15 protein-coding genes are annotated in these 16,304 nt (G+C 67.4%); 9 read left to right on the forward strand and 6 right to left on the reverse strand.

The window, feature by feature from the left end; genetic code table 11:
- Nucleotides 1–69: 69 nt before the first annotated feature.
- The 5 genes from LPA45_RS12200 to LPA45_RS12220 all read right to left on the reverse strand — a co-directional run bounded on the left by LPA45_RS12200 (nt 70) and on the right by LPA45_RS12220 (nt 6,112).
- Nucleotides 70–1,200 carry a PLP-dependent cysteine synthase family protein gene (locus LPA45_RS12200; RefSeq protein ID WP_317924504.1) on the reverse strand — a complete coding sequence of 377 codons (1,131 nt, stop codon included), beginning with the start codon at nt 1,198–1,200 and terminating at the stop codon, nt 70–72.
- Between the two features lie 126 nt (nt 1,201–1,326).
- Nucleotides 1,327–1,764 (reverse strand): universal stress protein, encoded by a 438-nt coding sequence (locus tag LPA45_RS12205; RefSeq protein ID WP_116323720.1) that lies wholly within the window; start codon nt 1,762–1,764, stop codon nt 1,327–1,329.
- 206 nt (nt 1,765–1,970) lie between these two features.
- Nucleotides 1,971–2,474: a DNA-deoxyinosine glycosylase gene (locus LPA45_RS12210; RefSeq protein WP_116323719.1), complete on the reverse strand. Its 504-nt coding sequence runs from the start codon at nt 2,472–2,474 to the stop codon at nt 1,971–1,973.
- A gap of 59 nt (nt 2,475–2,533) precedes the next feature.
- Nucleotides 2,534–4,435, reverse strand: a complete 1,902-nt coding sequence (htpG, locus tag LPA45_RS12215) for a molecular chaperone HtpG (RefSeq protein ID WP_116323718.1) — start codon at nt 4,433–4,435, stop codon at nt 2,534–2,536.
- 138 nt (nt 4,436–4,573) lie between these two features.
- The gene (locus LPA45_RS12220; protein WP_317924502.1) at nt 4,574–6,112 is read right to left on the reverse strand and encodes a PLP-dependent aminotransferase family protein; all 1,539 of its coding nucleotides are present in this window, start codon (nt 6,110–6,112) and stop codon (nt 4,574–4,576) included.
- 132 nt (nt 6,113–6,244) lie between these two features.
- On the opposite strand from LPA45_RS12220, the gene LPA45_RS12225 reads away from it, so the two are divergent.
- The 7 genes from LPA45_RS12225 to LPA45_RS12255 are packed head-to-tail and all read left to right on the forward strand — an operon-like array spanning nt 6,245 to nt 11,379.
- Nucleotides 6,245–6,958 carry an alanyl-tRNA editing protein gene (locus tag LPA45_RS12225; RefSeq protein ID WP_317924501.1) on the forward strand — a complete coding sequence of 238 codons (714 nt, stop codon included), beginning with the start codon at nt 6,245–6,247 and terminating at the stop codon, nt 6,956–6,958.
- On the forward strand, nt 6,955–7,602 hold the full coding sequence (locus tag LPA45_RS12230) for a LysE family translocator (RefSeq protein ID WP_317924499.1): 648 nt from the start codon (nt 6,955–6,957) through the stop codon (nt 7,600–7,602). The genes LPA45_RS12225 and LPA45_RS12230 overlap by 4 nt, the downstream gene beginning before the upstream one ends.
- A 30-nt stretch (nt 7,603–7,632) precedes the next feature.
- Nucleotides 7,633–8,649 carry a DMT family transporter gene (locus tag LPA45_RS12235; protein WP_376790607.1) on the forward strand — a complete coding sequence of 339 codons (1,017 nt, stop codon included), beginning with the start codon at nt 7,633–7,635 and terminating at the stop codon, nt 8,647–8,649.
- A 15-nt stretch (nt 8,650–8,664) separates the two neighbouring features.
- Nucleotides 8,665–9,123, forward strand: a complete 459-nt coding sequence (locus tag LPA45_RS12240) for a RidA family protein (protein WP_116323713.1) — start codon at nt 8,665–8,667, stop codon at nt 9,121–9,123.
- 6 nt (nt 9,124–9,129) lie between these two features.
- Nucleotides 9,130–9,459 (forward strand): DHCW motif cupin fold protein, encoded by a 330-nt coding sequence (locus LPA45_RS12245; RefSeq protein ID WP_116323712.1) that lies wholly within the window; start codon nt 9,130–9,132, stop codon nt 9,457–9,459.
- A gap of 51 nt (nt 9,460–9,510) precedes the next feature.
- Nucleotides 9,511–10,701, forward strand: coding sequence for a PLP-dependent aminotransferase family protein (locus tag LPA45_RS12250; protein WP_317924496.1), 1,191 nt, complete (start codon nt 9,511–9,513; stop codon nt 10,699–10,701).
- Between the two features lie 33 nt (nt 10,702–10,734).
- The gene (locus tag LPA45_RS12255; RefSeq protein ID WP_317924495.1) at nt 10,735–11,379 is read left to right on the forward strand and encodes a glutathione S-transferase family protein; all 645 of its coding nucleotides are present in this window, start codon (nt 10,735–10,737) and stop codon (nt 11,377–11,379) included.
- A 37-nt stretch (nt 11,380–11,416) separates the two neighbouring features.
- On the opposite strand, the gene LPA45_RS12260 is transcribed toward LPA45_RS12255, so the two are convergent.
- Nucleotides 11,417–12,070, reverse strand: coding sequence for a LysE family translocator (locus LPA45_RS12260; RefSeq protein WP_116323709.1), 654 nt, complete (start codon nt 12,068–12,070; stop codon nt 11,417–11,419).
- 413 nt (nt 12,071–12,483) lie between these two features.
- Here LPA45_RS12260 and LPA45_RS12265 point away from each other — a divergent pair, with 413 nt between their 5' ends.
- Both LPA45_RS12265 and LPA45_RS12270 read left to right on the forward strand, forming a co-directional pair.
- A complete protein-coding gene (locus LPA45_RS12265; RefSeq protein WP_116323707.1) occupies nt 12,484–14,166 on the forward strand; it encodes an L-lactate permease in 1,683 nt (560 codons plus the stop codon).
- 183 nt (nt 14,167–14,349) lie between these two features.
- Nucleotides 14,350–16,179: an ABC transporter ATP-binding protein gene (locus tag LPA45_RS12270; RefSeq protein ID WP_317924494.1), complete on the forward strand. Its 1,830-nt coding sequence runs from the start codon at nt 14,350–14,352 to the stop codon at nt 16,177–16,179.
- Nucleotides 16,180–16,304 lie beyond the last annotated feature (125 nt).

A 16,304-nucleotide genomic window follows, 5' to 3' on the forward strand; every position in this document is an offset into this window, starting at 1 on the left:
CAGCGCCGAAGCACTGGCCGCCGGCATTTTGACAGAATGGCGGCGGCGCGATTCCCACGACTCATGCATTCAGCCCGGAATGCCCGCACCGGCCGGCTGCAGCCCCGCCACCGCCTGCGGCGTGAGCACCGCTTCGCCTTTCACCGCGCGCGCCACCAGCGCATCGGCGGCGTCGATGGCAATGCGCTGCTCGGCATACCAGTCTTCGTCGTAGTAGGTATTGCCATAGCGGTCGCCGCTATCGCACAGCAGGGCGACGATGGACCCGGCCTGCCCTGCCGCTTGCATCTGCTGCGCCAGGTACAGCACGCCGACGAAGTTGGTGCCGGTCGAGCCGCCGACGCGGCGGCCGAAGCGCTTTGCCAGGTAGCGCATGGCGGCGAACGACAGCGCATCGGGCACCTTCAGCATGGCGTCGATGCAGCTGGGGATGAACGAACGCTCCACGCGCGGCCGGCCGATGCCCTCGATGCGCGAACCGGTCGGCAGGGCCAGGTCCGGCTCCGGCTTGCCCGCCAGGGAGCTGCGGAAATAATCAAAGAACACCGAGTTCTCCGGGTCGGCGCACAGCACGCGCGTCTTGTAACGGCGGTAGGCAACGTAGCGGCCAAGCGTCGCGATCGTGCCCCCGGTGCCGCCGCTCGATACCAGCCACGCCGGCACCGGGTGCTCCTCCTCGGCCATCTGCTTGAAGATGGACTCGGCGATATTGTTGTTGGCGCGCCAGTCGGTGGCACGTTCGGCGTAGGTGAACTGGTCCATGAAATGGCCGCCGGTTTCCTGCGCGATGCGGTGCGACGCGGCATAGATCTCCGACGGGCTGTCGACCAGGTGGCAGCGCCCGCCATAGAACTCGATCGCCTCGACCTTGGCGCGCGAGGTGCCTGCCGGGATCACCGCCACGAACGGCAGCCCCAGCAGCCTGGCGAAATACGCCTCGGAGATCGCGGTAGAGCCACTGGACGCTTCCACCACCGTGCTGCCCTCATGCAGCCAGCCGTTGCACAGCGCGTACAGGAACAGCGAGCGCGCCAGCCGGTGCTTCAGGCTGCCGGTCGGGTGGCTGGATTCGTCCTTGAAGTAGAAGCGGATGTCGGGATAGCCCGGCAGATCCAGCGGGATCAGGTGGGTATCCGCGGAGCGGTTGAAATCCGCTTCGATCTTGCGGATGGCTTCATGGGTCCAGTCGGAAAGTGGCATGGCGGCTTGCGGGCGCGGTGGCCGGGCATTGAGACAGGCCGTCAGCATGCCAGAAGCGACCACGGGCGGCAAAAATACATCCCCGCGCCGGCCCGCAAGCCGGCGGCTGACGGCAGGGCCGCAAGCTTACCGGTAGACCAGCACCGGGATCTTGCTGTGCGTCAGCACCTTCAGGGTCTCGCTGCCGATCAGCAGCCCCTGAACCCCGCGTCGCCCGTGCGAGGCCATCACTATCAGGTCGCAGTCTTTTTCTTCGGCCGCATTGATGATGGCTTCGTAGGGATGGTCGTTGACGGCGTACGTGGTATCGCACTTCACGCCTGCGCCGCCGGCCTCGTCGGCCAGGCCGCGCAGGTAGCGGGTGGCATCTTCCCACGCCTGCTTCACGTAGGTCTCGCGCGTGTCTTCCAGCATTTCGACCTGGTAGGTCAGCACATGGTAGTTCGGACAGACGCGCACCGCGGTGATCCGCGCCCCCGTTTCCCGCGCCAGCACGATCGCCTTGCGGAATGCCGATTCAGACAGGTCGGAGCCATCGACCGCCAGCAGGAGATGCTTGAACATGATTGCCTCCTCGCTCGCCTATTACGCTCACTTTCGATGTGTCATCGCCTTGCGGCCGAAAGTGTGAGTCGCAAGGCGCACGGCAAGGAGCGACCGATACCCCCGGTTTCGAATGATTCGTCACTCGATTGCAGTATAGGGCGCCATGACCCACGTCAATACGGGATACCTCACGCGCGCGATGCACCAAAAATGAGGGAGCCGGACTACGCCACCAAGGCGCGCCACAGCGCCAGCTTCTGCTCGAAATTGCGCGCCGCGTGCGCCGGGCTGGACGAAGGCAGCACCACCGTCTGATAGCCCTGCCCGGCAAACTGCGGCGCGAAGCGGCCGGAAGTGCCGCCATTGAAGCCAACGCGCTCGAGCGCGGGCGCCAGCTGGCGCAGCCGCGTGAAGTCGTTGGCCTGCGGATAGCGGATATTGCTGTCGAGGCTGCCCTCGCGCATGCATGCGCCGAGCACGTCCCAGACGCCGATGCGGTGCGCCAGCAGCCGCCCCAGCCGTTCGGCATAGGGCAGCGCCGGCAGCGGTTCGCCGGTCAGTGCGGCCATCAGCGGCCAGAACTGGTTGCGGGGATGGGCGTAGTACTGGCGCGCGGCCAGCGAGGCGGCGCCGGGGAAGCTGCCCAGCACCAGCACGCGGGTGTGGGTGTCGATGACGGGCGGCAGGCCCTGGTGCAGGTCGGTCTGGGACGGTATGGTGTCTGGCATGGCAGAAACGCAGCGGCCCCGACTACCTGCTTCGGGGCCGCTGCGTCAGTCGCCGGCCGTCAGGCCAGCAGCTTGTTGACGCGCTGCACGTAGGCGGCCGGGTCTTCCAGCATGCCGCCTTCGGCCAGCAGCGCCTGGTCGAACAGCACCTGCAGGCGGTCGCTGAACGCATCCCCTTCCGGCAAATCGCGCAGCTTCCTCACCAGCGCATGTTCCGGATTCAGTTCCAGGATCGGCTGGGCGTCCGGCGCCTTCTGCCCCGCCTGCTTCAGCAGGCGCTGCAGGTAGCCGCTCATGTCGCCCTCGTCCGACACCAGGCACGATGCCGATTCCGTCAGGCGCAGCGTCACGCGCACGTCCTTGGCCTTGCCTTCCAGCACTGCCTTGGCGCGCTCGACCACGTCCTTCCAGTCGGCTTCGGCCTTTTCCTGCTCGGCCTTCTCGGCTTCGTCGGCAAGCTTGCCCAGGTCGAGGTCGCCGCGCGCCACCGACACCAGTTCCTTGCCGTCGAATTCGCGCAGGAACGACAGCATCCACTCGTCGACGCGGTCGGTCAGCAGCAGGACTTCGATGCCCTTCTTGCGGAACACTTCCAGGTGCGGGCTGTTCTTGCCCGCGGACCAGGTATCGGCCGTGACGTAGTAGATCTTGTCCTGCCCTTCCTTCATGCGGCCGACATAGGCGGCGAGCGACACGTTCTGCTCGGCGGTGTCGTTGTGCGTCGAGGCAAAGCGCAGCAGCCTGGCCACGCGTTCCTGGTTGGCCTGGTCCTCGCCGGCGCCTTCCTTCAGCGCCTGGCCGAACTGCTGCCAGAAGGTGTCGTACTTGGCGCGTTCGGCTTCATCCTCGCTGTCGGCCAGCGCTTCCAGCATCGACAGCACGCGCTTGGTGCAGCCCTCGCGGATCGCCTTGACGTCGCGGCTTTCCTGCAGCAGTTCGCGCGATACGTTCAGCGGCAGGTCGGCGGAATCGACCACGCCCTTGACCCAGCGCAGGTAGCCCGGCAGCAGCTGCTCGGCGTCGTCCATGATGAAGACGCGCTTGACGTACAGCTTAAGGCCGGCCTTGTGGTTGCGGTCCCACAGGTCGAACGGTGCGCGCGCCGGGATGTACAGCAGCTGCGTGTATTCGCTGCGGCCTTCGACGCGGTTGTGGGTCCAGGCCAGCGGCGCCTCGTTGTCATGCGCGATATGCTGGTAGAACGCGGTGTACTGCTCGTCGGAAATATCGGACTTGTTGCGGGTCCACAGCGCGCTGGCCTGGTTGACGCTTTCCCACTCGTCGGTGCGCTTGTAGGTGCTCGACTCCGCGTCCCACACTTCCTTGGGCATGCGGATCGGCAGCGAGATGTGGTCTGAGTACTTCTGGATGATGCTCTTCAGGCGCCAGGCCGACAGGAAATCGTCTTCGCCCTCGCGCAGGTGCAGCGTGATGGTGGTGCCGCGCTCGACGCGCGAGATCGCGTCGACGCTGAACTCGCCGTCGCCAGTGCTTTCCCAGCGTACCGCTTCCTCGGCGCCCACGCCGGCGCGGCGGGTTTCCACCGTGACCTTGTCGGCGACGATAAAGGCCGAGTAGAAGCCGACGCCGAACTGGCCGATCAGCGCCGCGTCCTTCTGCTGGTCGCCGGAAAGCTGCTGGAAGAATTCCTTGGTGCCCGAACGGGCGATGGTGCCGAGGTTGCGGATGGCCTCGTCGCGGCTCATGCCGATGCCGTTGTCGGTGATCGTCAGCGTGCGCGCCGTGGCGTCGGCCTCGATGCGGATGGCCAGGTCGGCGTCGTTTTCCAGCAGGGAAGGATTCGCGATCGCCTCGAAGCGCAGCTTGTCAGTGGCGTCCGAAGCATTCGATACCAGCTCGCGCAGGAAGATTTCCTTGTTGCTGTACAGCGAGTGGATCATCAGGTGCAGCAGTTGCTTCACTTCCGCCTGGAAGCTCATCGTCTCGTGCGGTGCGGTCATGGTTCTCCTCTTGAATCTCGAAAACAGGCGAATCTGGGATGGTCGGGTGGCCGTCGGGGGCCGGTGACGCCAGAAATAGGGCCGCCCGGGCCATTTTTCAAGGCCCGGGGAATGTAACGGGTGCAGCAAAAAGGCGGCTCAGCGCCGTTCCAGCTGGCGCGCCAGGAAGCGCAGCATGTCCGGGTCGCCGCTGCTGGCGACGTTGAAGCGCATCCACCCCGACGGCATCTGCGACGGCGAGAACAGGCTGCCCGGGGCGAACAAATAGCCCTCTTCATGCCCGGCGGTGGCGATGGCATTGGTATCGCGCCCGGTATCGGCCCACAGGTACATGCCAGCGTGCTGGCCCGGGAACAGGCGCAGGCCCAGCCGCTCCAGCTCGCGCCGGGTGTCGTCGCGGGCGCGGTCCAGCCGGGTGCGCACGCGCTCGACATGCTTGCGGTAGTGCCCCTCGGTCAGCACCTTGTACAGCACCCGCTCGTTGATCTCGGGCGAGGCCAGCCCCGCCAGCAGCTTGCTGTCGGTCAGCGCCGACGCCATTTCCGGCGGCGCGGCGATAAAGCCCACGCGCAGGTTGGCCGCCAGCGTCTTGGAAAAGCTGCCCAGGTAGACCACCCGGCGCAACTGATCCAGGCTGGCCAGCCGGGTCGCGGCGTGGCCAGGCGGGCACAGGTCGCAGTAGATATCGTCCTCGACGATCAGGAAGTCGTACTGCTCGGCCAGCTTCAGCAGCTGGAAGGCCTTGGCGGCGGACAGCGAGGTTCCGGTCGGGTTGTGCAGCACCGAGTTGATGACGAACAGCTTCGGGCGCCGCGCCTGCACGATGCGCTCCAGCGCCTCCAGGTCCGGCCCCTCGGCGGTGTAAGGCACGCCGATCACCTGCGCACCCTGCGCGGCAAAACGGGCGAACATCACGAACCACGCCGGGTCCCCGACCAGCACGGCATCGCCGGGCTGCAGGTAGAGCCGGGCGATCAGGTCGAGCGCCTGGGTGATGCCGGAGGTCAGCACGATCTGCTCGGCACCGGCGCCGATCTCCAGCTCCTCCAGCCGGGTGCGCAGTTGCTGGCGCAGCGGCAGGAAGCCCTGCGGCGTGCCGCTGGCCAGGAAATGGTTGCCCGGCTGGCGTCCCAGCCCGCGCAGCGCGCTGGCGATCAGTTCGCCATCGAGCCACTCGTTGGGCAGGAAGCCCAGCCCCGGCGCCTTGTGCGCCTCGGCGGTATGGAACATGCTGCGCAGCAGCCAGGTGACGTCGATATTGCGCGACTCGGCCCCATTGGACGACACCGGCGCCGCCGGCGCGGCCGGCGCGCGCTCGCGCACGTAGAAGCCAGAGCCGCGCCGCGATTCCAGGTATCCGAGCGCCACCAGCCGCTCATAGGCCTCCACCACGGTAAAGCGCGAGATGCCTTTTTCCTGCGCGAGCTGGCGGATCGACGGCATGCGCATGCCGGCGCGGAACACGCGTTCATCGATGCGCATGCGGGCCCATTCGGTCAGCTGCTCGACCAGCGTCATCTGCGCCGACGGGATCGGGTCGGGCAGGCGCTCGGTAGGCGGCAACACCAGGCGCAGCGGGCGTCCGCCGGCCTGGGCGGAGGTCACGCGGGCGCCACTTGCGCCACGCTGACTGGGGATCGCGGGGGTGGTGTCCCCGTCCCGGGTGTTCGCATCCATGTGCTGCTCCTGCAACTGTACTGAAGACGATCCGCAGAACTGTACCGGTACTGTACCGACTACCTTGTCTACCATCAAGCCACGATGAAACTGGCCGTACCAATAAGCACAAGCATCCCCAAGGAGACACCGATGTCCGCGACCCGCAAGCGTTTCGACGACGATCCCTACCTCGATCACTGCGCCGCTACCGTGCTGGCGGCCAGCGCGGAAGGCATAGAGCTGGACGAGACCGTCTGCTACGCACGCAGCGGCGGGCAGGCCGGTGACACCGCCACGCTGGCACTTCCCGACGGCCGCACCGTGACCATCGTCGACACGATCTATGCCGAAGACCGCAGCCGCATCCTGCATATACCTGCGCCGGACGCCGCGCTGCCACGCGTGGGCGAGCGCGTCACGGTCACCATCGACTGGGCGCGCCGCCACCGGCTGATGCGCCTGCATACCTGCCTGCACCTGCTGGGCTCGCTGATCCCGGTGCCGGTGACCGGCTGCGGCATCTCGCCGGACTCGGCCCGGATCGACTTCGACCTGCCGGAATCGACGCTGGACAAGGCCGACCTGACCGAGCGCCTGAACGCGCTGATCCGCGCGGAAACGGCGGTGCGGATCACGCTGATCACGCCGCAGGAGCTGGCCGCGCAGCCGGAACTGGTGCGCACCATCGGCGCGGCGCCGCCGGCGGGGACGTCGAGCATACGCATCGTCGAGATCCCCGGCGTCGACCGCCAGCCCTGCGGTGGCACGCATGTGGTCAATACCAGCGAGATCGGCACCGTGGCAGTGACCAAAATCGAGAAGAAGAGCCGCACCAACCGCCGCGTGGTGGTGGCATTCGCATGACCGCCGTGACTTCTGGCCTGCTCACCGGCCTGAGCGCCGCGCAGTTCCTGGCCCTGCTGACGCTGCTGACGGTCGGCCTGTTCACGCCCGGACCCAACACCACCATTGCCGCGGTGACCGGCGCCAACTTCGGCCTGCGCGCGACGCTGCCGCATTGCGTCGGCGTGGCCTTCGGCTTTGCCAGCATCCTGGCGCTGTGCGCGGTGGGCGTGGGCGCGCTGATCCTGGGCCAGCCTGCGCTGGCATCGGCCGTGCACCTGGCCGGCGTGGCCTACGTGCTGTGGCTGGCGTGGAAGATCGCGCGCAGCACGGCGCTGGCCGAAAAACAGGTGCTGCGCCCGCTGAACGTGTGGCAATCGGCGGTGCTGCAGTACGCCAACATCAAGGCGTGGATGCTGGCGCTGGCCGTGGCGGCGTCCTACATGGCCGGCGCCCCCGCGCCGCTGCAGCGCCTGCTGCTGGTGTGCGGCGTGTTCGCGCTGCTGGGCTTCGTCAGCAACGGCGTGTATGGCGTGCTGGGCGCGGCGCTGCGGCAATGGCTGAAGCAAGGCCAGCGCGTGCGCTGGTTCAACCGCGCCATGGGCGCGGCGCTGGCGCTGACCGCGCTGTGGATCGCCGTCAGCGCCCGGCCCGGCGTGCATTGAATCGACCGACAAGAAAGCAAGAGGCCAACCATGCCCGCTCCCTCGCCCTCGCCCTCGTCCGTATCTGCCGCGCCCCCTGCCGCGCCTCATTCCGCGCCTCACTCCGCGCCCCATTCAGGCGGCATGCTGCTCGGCTTTGTCGGCGTGGCCATCTTCAGCCAGACGCTGCCGTTCACGCGCATGGCGGTGGCTGAACTGGACCCGATTTTTGTCGCGCTGGCACGCGCCGTCCTGGCCGCGCTGCTGGCGCTGGCGCTGCTGGCCATGCGCGGTGCGCTGGCCGCGGCACGCCGCCCGCGCGGCGGCCAGTGGCCGCGCCTGGCGGTGACGGCGCTGGGCGTGGTGGTCGGCTTCCCGGTGTTCTCGTCGCTGGCGATGCGCGAGGTGCCGGCCAGCCACGGCGCCATCGTGGTCGGCCTGCTGCCGCTGGCCACGGCCGTGTTCGCGGCCTGGTTCGGGCGCGAGCGGCCGTCGGCGGGGTTCTGGCTGTCGGCCGTGGCCGGCAGCGCGCTGGTGGTCGGCTTTGCCGTCTGGCAAGGCGCCGGCGGCCTGCAGCACGCCGACTGGTACCTGTTCGCCGCGGTGGTGCTGGGCGCACTGGGCTATGCCGAGGGCGGCAAGCTGTCGCGCGAGCTGGGCGGGCTGGAGACGATCAGCTGGGCGCTGGGAGTGTCGCTGCCGGTGCTGGTGCCGGTGGTGGCCTGGCTGGCGCTGCGCGACCTGCCGGCGATCGCCGCGGCGTCGCCGCGTGCCTGGGGCGGCATGGCCTATGTTTCGGTGTTCTCGATGTTTGTCGGCTTCCTTTTCTGGTACGCCGGCCTCGCAAAAGGCGGCGTGGCCCGCGTCGGGCAGATACAATTGCTGCAGCCGTTCCTGACGCTGGCGGGCGGTGCGCTGATCCTGGCCGAGCCGCTTGACGCCCCCACCATCGCCTTCGCAGTGGCGGTAATCGCTGTCGTGGCCCTCGGCCGCCACGCCGCCGTGCGCCAGGGCGCACCTGCCCCCGCCCCGGAAACGTCCCCTGTCCTTCCAGGACACATTCACTGACCAGGAGTCCAACGCATGTCCGTCTACGACACCCTTGCCCGCCTCGGCGTCGAACTGCCGACCGCCAACGCCCCTGCCGCCGCCTACGTGATGGCCGCGCAGACCGGCAACACCGTATTCCTGTCGGGCCATATCGCCCGCAAGGACGGCAAGGTATGGACCGGCAAGCTGGGCAAGGACATCGACACCGAGTCCGGCAAGGCCGCCGCACGCGCCATCGCCATCGACCTGCTGGCCACGCTGCATGCGCACATGGGCGACCTGAACCGCGTCACCCGCATCGTCAAGGTGATGAGCCTGGTCAACTCCACCCCCGAGTTCACCGAGCAGCACCTGGTCACCAACGGTGCATCCGAGTTCCTGGCCGAAGTCTTCGGCGAACAGGGCAAGCACGCGCGCAGCGCCTTCGGCGTGGCGCAGATCCCGCTGGGCGCCTGCGTCGAGATCGAGATGATCGTCGAGGTCCAGGGCTGAGGCCCCATGCGCATCGACAACCTGCCCTTCGGCACCACCGACTGGTCGGCCATCGCGCCGACCCGGCACCCGGGCGAGCAAGGCGAGGCCACCTGGCGTACGCGCCAGTTCGGCGATATCCGCGTGCGGATGGTGGAATACTCGCCCGGCTACCTGGCCGACCACTGGTGCAGCAAGGGGCATATCCTGTTCGTGCTGGACGGCGAGCTCCACACCGAACTGGATGACGGCCGGCAGTTCGTGCTCACCGCGGGCACCAGCTACCAGGTCGCCGACCAGGCGGAAGCGCACCGTTCGTCCTCGCCGACAGGTGCCAGACTTTTTATCGTTGACTGAGCGGCAGGCTAGCCTCTCTCCAGAATTCCCCCAGACCACAAGAGACACATCATGAAATGGGCCATCTCCCGCCGGGCGCAGCAACTGACCAGCTCGGCCATCCGCGAAATCCTCAAGGTCACCGAGCGTCCGGAAGTCATTTCCTTCGCCGGCGGCCTGCCCTCGCCGGAGTCGTTCCCGGTAGCGGCCATGGAGGCAGCGACGGCCCGCGTATTTGCCGACAACCCGCAGGCGGCGCTGCAATACGCCGCGACCGAAGGCTACCTGCCGCTGCGTGAATTCGTTGCCAAGCGCCACGGCGTGGGCGTCGAGCGCGTGCTGATCGTGACCGGTTCGCAGCAGGCGCTCGACCTGATCGCCAAGGTGATGATCGACCCGGGCAGCAAGGTGATGGTGGAAACCCCCAGCTACCTCGGCGCGCTGCAGGCGTTCTCGCTGTTCGAGCCCGAGTTCGTCTCGATCCCGACCGACGACAAGGGCCTGGTGCCCGAGGCGCTGACGCCCGAGCTGACCGCCGGCGCGCGCTTCCTGTACGCCCTGCCCAACTTTCAGAACCCGACCGGCCGCCGCCTGCCGCTGGAACGCCGCCAGGCGCTGGTGGCCCGCGCGCAGGAACTGGGCGTGCTGGTGGTGGAAGACGATCCGTACGGCGCGCTCAGCTACACCGGCGACCAGCTGCCAACGCTGCTGTCGATGAACCCGGACGGCGTGATCTACATGGGCTCGTTCTCCAAGATCCTGGCCCCCGGCATGCGCCTGGGCTACGTGATCGCCCCGCCCGAACTGCATTTCAAGCTGTGCCAGGCCAAGCAGGCATCGGACCTGCACACGCCGACCTTCACGCAGCGCGTGGCCTACGAAACCGTGCGCGACGGCCTGCTCGACCGCCATATCCCGACCATCCGCGAGCTCTACAGCAAGCAGTGCCAGACCATGCTGGACGCGCTCAAGCGCCACATGCCGGAAGGCGTGACCTGGAACACGCCTGAAGGCGGCATGTTCATCTGGATGGAGCTGCCCGAGGGCCTGGACAGCATGGCTATCCTGGAAGAGGCGGTGAAGCGCAACGTAGCCTACGTGCCGGGCGCGCCGTTCTACGCCAGCAACCCGAAGCGCAATGCGCTGCGCCTGGCGTTCGTCACGGTGCCGCCCGCGCGCATCGAGCAGGGCGTGGCGATCCTGGGCGAACTGTTCCGCGAGTCCATCGCCGCCGCTGCCGCCAAGCAACCGCGCGCGGCCTGACCACGTCCGGGCGCGCACCTTCCAGGAGCCGACATGCTGCGTATCTGGGGCCGACTCTCCTCCATCAACGTGCAGAAGGTGGTCTGGTGCGCACGCGAGCTCCACCTGGACCATGAGCGCGTCGATATCGGCGTCAACAAGGGCGACCTCGACACCGAGGCCTACGTCCGCCTGAACCCGAACCGCCAGATCCCGGTGATCGAGGACTTCCGCGGCACGGACGTGGGCGGCGAGCCCTTCGTGCTGTGGGAATCGAATGCGATCGTGCGCTACCTGTGCGCGCGCTACGGCGAGGGCACGCTGTGGCCCGAAGACGTCAAGGCGCGCGCCTCGGCCGACCGCTGGATGGACTGGCAGACCACGACCTTCAGCCCGGCCATGGTGACGGCTTTCCTGAACCTGGTGCGCAAGCCCGCAGGCGAGCGCGACGAGGCCGCTGTCCAGGCATCGCGCGCGCGCACCGAGCCGCTGGCAGACTTGCTCGACAAGGCGCTGGCAGGCCGAGAATTCATCGGTGGCGACCGTTTCACCATGGCTGATATCTCGCTGGCCTGCGCCGCGCACCGCTGGATGGGACTGCCGGTCCAGCATCAGCCGCGGCCCGACCTGGAGCGATGGCTGGCGTCGATGCGCGCCCGCCCTGCCGCCGGCGGGATCCTGGAACTGCCGCTGCGCTGAGCGGCGGCAGTTTTTTCCTTCCCCTGCTTCTGCCTGCCTACTTCGCGGCGCGCGAGCCCGACGTCGCCGTAAATATCCCCAGCCCGATAAACGCCGCACCCGTCAGGTAGCGGCCAAACGCGCGCGCGCGCCCGGCACGGCGCAGCGCCGGCATCACCGCGGCCGCGGCCATTACGTAGCAGGCGTCGGTGGTGGCGGCGATCAGCACGAAGGCCACGCCCAGCGCCAGGCTCTGCGCCAGCGCCGAGCCGGCCGGGTTCATGAACTGCGGCAGGAAAGCGGCGAAGAAGATCGCGGTCTTGGGGTTGAGCAGCGCCACCACGAAGCCGTCGCGCATCACCTGGCGCAGGCTGCGCTGCGCCACTTCGGGCGTGCCGCCGTCCGCCGCCGCACCGCCGCCACGCAGCGCGCGGATACCCAGCCAGATCAGGTAGGCCGCCCCTGCGTACTTGACCACCGAGAACGCCAGCGCCGACACCGAGAACAGCACTGCCAACCCCAGCGACGCGCCGATCGCGTTGCCCAGGTTGCCCAGCGCCACCGCGCCTATCGAAGCCAGCCCGGCCTGCCGGCCTTGCGCCAGCGTGCGCGTCACGATATAGACCACGGCCGGACCGGGCGTGATGGCCAGCGCCAGGCTGGCCAGCACAAAGGCGGTCAGCAGCGGCCACGCAGGCAGGAATTCAGTCATTGGGCAGCCTCGTTGGATATGGGGATACGGGCAGCGCGCCCGCTTGATGGCGAACGCCAGTATGCGCCGGCCCACCGCGCTTGCGCCAGTCCCCGCCATGGCTGGCGGGCCAGTCATCCGAGCCGCACGCCGGCAGGCAGACTTTTGCAACAGGCGCCGTTTAGAGTACTCTGGCCGGTGTGCCGGGCACATCCCACGTGCTCTGTAATGCCCCCAGGGAAACCCTGATCCCTGAATGTGGCTCATGCCATGCATGACGCAATATACGGCAGCGAACACGGAACCCGTTCCTACAATCGCTGGTTCTTTCCCGCGCGCGGTGGATGTCGCGCGCCGGCTGCAAAGCGCAAGCAGGCGGCCCAGGGCACGCAGATCGCCCGGGCGCCCGAGCCAACCTGAGGAGGATTTCGATCGTGTGGAGTCAAGTCTATGACCCGCTAGGCAATATGGCGCTGTCGACCATTGCCGCGGGTATTCCGGTCGCCGTGCTGCTGGCAGCGCTGGCGTTCTTTCATATGCAGGCACACCTGGCCGCGGGGCTGGCGCTGCTGATCGGCATCGTGGTCGCGTCCACGGTGTTCGGCATGCCGGCGGCGATGGCCGGCAAGGCCGCGGGGCTCGGCATCGTGTCCGGGCTGTTCCCGATCGGCTGGATCGTGCTGAACATCATCTTCCTGCACCGGCTCACCACCCTGAACGGATCGTTCAAGGTGCTGCAGAACTCGATCTCCGGCATCACCGAGGACCGCCGCCTGCAACTGCTGCTGGTGGCGTTCAGCTTCGGCGCGTTCTTCGAGGGCGCGGCCGGCTTCGGCACGCCGGTGGCCGTGACCGGCGCCATCCTGATCGGCCTGGGCTTCTCGCCGCTGGCCGCCTCGGGGCTGGCGCTGATCGCCAATACCGCGCCGGTGGCCTATGGCGCGCTGGGCGCGCCGATCATCGGCCTGGCCTCGGTGACCGGGCTGGACCTGCTCGACCTGTCGGCCATGATCGGCCGCCAGTTGCCGTTCTTCTCGGTGATCGTGCCGTTCTGGCTGATCTGGGCCTTTGCCGGCTTCCGCGGCATGCTGGCGATCTGGCCGGCGATCCTGGTGGCGGGCGTGAGCTTTGCCGTGCCGCAGTATTTGGTGTCGAACTTCCACGGCCCGTGGCTGGTGGACGTGATCGCGGCGCTGGTGTCGATGGGCTCGCTGACGCTGTTCCTGAAGGTCTGGCACCCCAAGGACATCTGGACTTCGACCAAGATCCTGGGCCGCCACGACGACTCCAAGGTCGACCACCCCGAAGCGCTCGAAGCCGACGCCCGCGCCAGCGCCGCCTCGGCCGGCATTTCGGTGGCGAAGGCCTGGATGCCGTGGGTGATCCTTACGGTGTTCGTGTTCGTCTGGGGTATCCCCGAGTTCAAGAAGCTGATGGATAGCCTGTGGGCGTGGAAATTCCCGGTCCCGGGCCTGGACAAGGCTATCGTCAAGGTGCCTCCGGTGGTGCCCAAGGAAGTCATCGAAGGCGCCGTGTTCAACTTCAACGTGCTGTCGATGGCCGGTACCGGCATCTTTGTCTCGGCGATCGCGGGCGGCCTGCTGATGGGCTACTCGGTGCCGCGCCTGTTCAAGGAATACTGGGAAACCATCAAGCTGGTGCGCTACTCGCTGCTGACCATCTGCGCGATGTTCGGCGTCGGCTACCTGACCCGCTACTCGGGCCTGGATGCCACGCTGGGCCTGGCTTTTGCCCACACCGGCGTGTTCTACCCGCTGTTCGGCACCATGCTGGGCTGGCTGGGCGTGGCGCTGACCGGTTCGGACACGGCCTCCAACGTGCTGTTCGGCGGCCTGCAGAAGACCACCGCCGAGCAACTGGGCCTGTCGCCGGTGCTGATGGCGTCGGCCAACAGCTCGGGCGGCGTGATGGGCAAGATGATCGACGCGCAGTCCATCGTGGTGGCCTCCACGGCGACCAAGTGGTACGGCCACGAGGGCGACATCCTGCGCTACGTGTTCTTCCACTCGATCGTGCTGGCGATCCTGGTGGGCCTGTTCGTGACGCTGCAGGCCTACGTGCCGCCGTTCACGCATATGGTGATCCACCACCCCTGATTGCCCTGCCGCCGCAGCAGTTTCGGCATGGCGTTTCAGACAAGGCCCCGCCCCCGGCGGGGCTTTTCCATTGGGCAATGGCGCGTATCATGTTGCGTCTGATCCGCCGCAAGCGCCCCCGGCATCCCACAAGGACAACACAAGGACGACCGGGCGCGCCGTGCCACACAACGGGAACCTGCCATGTTGCGTCGCCTGGAAAGACTGATCGACCCCTTCCGGAACATGCCCGACCGCGAGCCGCCGGGCCAGGTCTTGCGCTTCTATACCTGGTACCTGCGTGAAGTGTGGGGCGTGTTCGCGCTGCTGTTGCTGGTGGGCCTGGTCGGCGCGCTGATCGAGGTGGCGCTGTTCAGCTTCCTTGGCCGGCTGGTCGACATGGCGCAGACCACGCCGGGCGCGGAATTCTTCAGCCGGCATCGCGACGAACTGATATGGATGCTGGTGGTGGCAGTGCTGCTGCGGCCCATCTTCTTCGGCCTGCACGACGTGCTGGTGCACCAGGTCATCAACCCCAGCCTGTCCAACCTGATCCGCTGGCAGAACCACCGCTACGTGCTCAAGCAGAGCCTGTCGTTCTTCCAGAACGACTTTGCCGGCCGCATCGCCCAGCGCATCATGCAGACCGGCTTCTCGCTGCGCGACTCCGCCGTGCAGGCGGTCGACGCGCTGTGGCACGTGGTGATCTACGCGGTCAGTTCGCTGGTGCTGTTCGCGCAGGCCGACTGGCGGCTGATAATCCCGCTGCTGCTGTGGATCGTATGCTATGTGGCCGCACTGCTGTACTTCGTGCCGCGCGTGAAGGAGCGCTCGGTGATCGCCACCGAATCACGCTCGCGGCTGATGGGGCGCATCGTCGACGGCTATACCAACATCACCACGCTCAAGCTGTTCGCCCATACCCGGCAGGAAGAAGACTACGCGCGCGACGCCATGGCCGAGCAGACCGAAAAGACGCGGCAGGCGGGACGCATGGTCAGCGGCATGGACGTCACCATCACCGCGATGAACGGCGCGCTGATCGCCGGCACCACCGGACTGGCGGTGTGGCTGTGGAGCACCGGGCACGTCACCACGGGCGCGATCGCGCTGACCACGGGGCTGGTGATCCGCATCAACAACATGTCCGGCTGGATCATGTGGGTGGTCAACGGCATCTTCGAGAACGTCGGGCAGGTGCAGGACGGCATGAAGACCATCGCCGTGCCGCGCAAGGTCACCGACCGCTCCAACGCGCAGCCGCTGCGCGTAACACAGGGCGAAGTCCGCTTCGAGCAGGTTGGATTCCACTACGGCAAGGGCTCGGGCGTGATCGAGGGCGTCAACCTGATCGTGCATCCGGGCGAGAAGATCGGGCTGGTCGGGCCTTCCGGCGCCGGCAAGTCGACGCTGGTCAACCTGCTGCTGCGGCTCTATGACGTGGAAAGCGGCCGCATCCTGATCGACGGGCAGGACATCGCCGGTGTCACGCAGGAAAGCCTGCGCGCGCAGATCGGCATGGTGACGCAGGACACTTCGCTGCTGCACCGCTCGATCCGCGAGAACCTGCTGTACGGCAAACCCTCCAGCACCGACGCCGAGCTGGCCGAAGCGCTGCACCGCGCCCGCGCGGACGAGTTCACGCCCAACCTGGTCGATGCCCACGGCAATACCGGGCTGGAAGCGCAGGTGGGCGAGCGCGGCGTGAAGCTGTCAGGCGGACAGCGCCAGCGCATCGCGATCGCGCGGGTGCTGCTGAAGAACGCGCCGATCCTGATCCTGGACGAAGCGACCTCGGCGCTGGATTCTGAAGTGGAAGCGGCAATCCAGGACAGCCTGGAAACGCTGATGCAAGGCAAGACGGTAATCGCCATCGCGCACCGGCTGTCGACGATCGCGCGCATGGACCGGCTGGTGGTGCTGGACAACGGGCATATCGTCGAGAACGGCACGCATGCGGAACTGCTCGCGCATGGGGGGCTGTATGCGCGGTTGTGGGCGCATCAGACGGGGGGATTTGTGGGGGTGGATTGATCCCGCTGGTTTTCTCCCCTCTCCCGCTTGCGGGAGAGGGGCCGGGGGAGAGGGCAGGACTTCGGCAAGCATGAAAGCGCGTCACTTCGTGGACACGCCGGCCCTCTCCCCCGCCCCTCTCCCAG

This window comes from Cupriavidus sp. Agwp_2 (assembly GCF_040784895.1).
GTDB lineage: Bacteria > Pseudomonadota > Gammaproteobacteria > Burkholderiales > Burkholderiaceae > Cupriavidus.

Coding starts and splice junctions, on each gene's coding strand:
- LPA45_RS12200 (WP_317924504.1), bottom strand. CDS start 1,200: ATGCCACTTTCCGACTGGACCCATGAAGCCATCCGCAAGATCGAAGCG.
- LPA45_RS12205 (WP_116323720.1), bottom strand. CDS start 1,764: ATGTTCAAGCATCTCCTGCTGGCGGTCGATGGCTCCGACCTGTCTGAA.
- LPA45_RS12210 (WP_116323719.1), bottom strand. CDS start 2,474: ATGCCAGACACCATACCGTCCCAGACCGACCTGCACCAGGGCCTGCCG.
- htpG (WP_116323718.1), bottom strand. CDS start 4,435: ATGACCGCACCGCACGAGACGATGAGCTTCCAGGCGGAAGTGAAGCAA.
- LPA45_RS12220 (WP_317924502.1), bottom strand. CDS start 6,112: ATGGATGCGAACACCCGGGACGGGGACACCACCCCCGCGATCCCCAGT.
- LPA45_RS12225 (WP_317924501.1), top strand. CDS start 6,245: ATGTCCGCGACCCGCAAGCGTTTCGACGACGATCCCTACCTCGATCAC.
- LPA45_RS12230 (WP_317924499.1), top strand. CDS start 6,955: ATGACCGCCGTGACTTCTGGCCTGCTCACCGGCCTGAGCGCCGCGCAG.
- LPA45_RS12235 (WP_376790607.1), top strand. CDS start 7,633: ATGCCCGCTCCCTCGCCCTCGCCCTCGTCCGTATCTGCCGCGCCCCCT.
- LPA45_RS12240 (WP_116323713.1), top strand. CDS start 8,665: ATGTCCGTCTACGACACCCTTGCCCGCCTCGGCGTCGAACTGCCGACC.
- LPA45_RS12245 (WP_116323712.1), top strand. CDS start 9,130: ATGCGCATCGACAACCTGCCCTTCGGCACCACCGACTGGTCGGCCATC.
- LPA45_RS12250 (WP_317924496.1), top strand. CDS start 9,511: ATGAAATGGGCCATCTCCCGCCGGGCGCAGCAACTGACCAGCTCGGCC.
- LPA45_RS12255 (WP_317924495.1), top strand. CDS start 10,735: ATGCTGCGTATCTGGGGCCGACTCTCCTCCATCAACGTGCAGAAGGTG.
- LPA45_RS12260 (WP_116323709.1), bottom strand. CDS start 12,070: ATGACTGAATTCCTGCCTGCGTGGCCGCTGCTGACCGCCTTTGTGCTG.
- LPA45_RS12270 (WP_317924494.1), top strand. CDS start 14,350: ATGTTGCGTCGCCTGGAAAGACTGATCGACCCCTTCCGGAACATGCCC.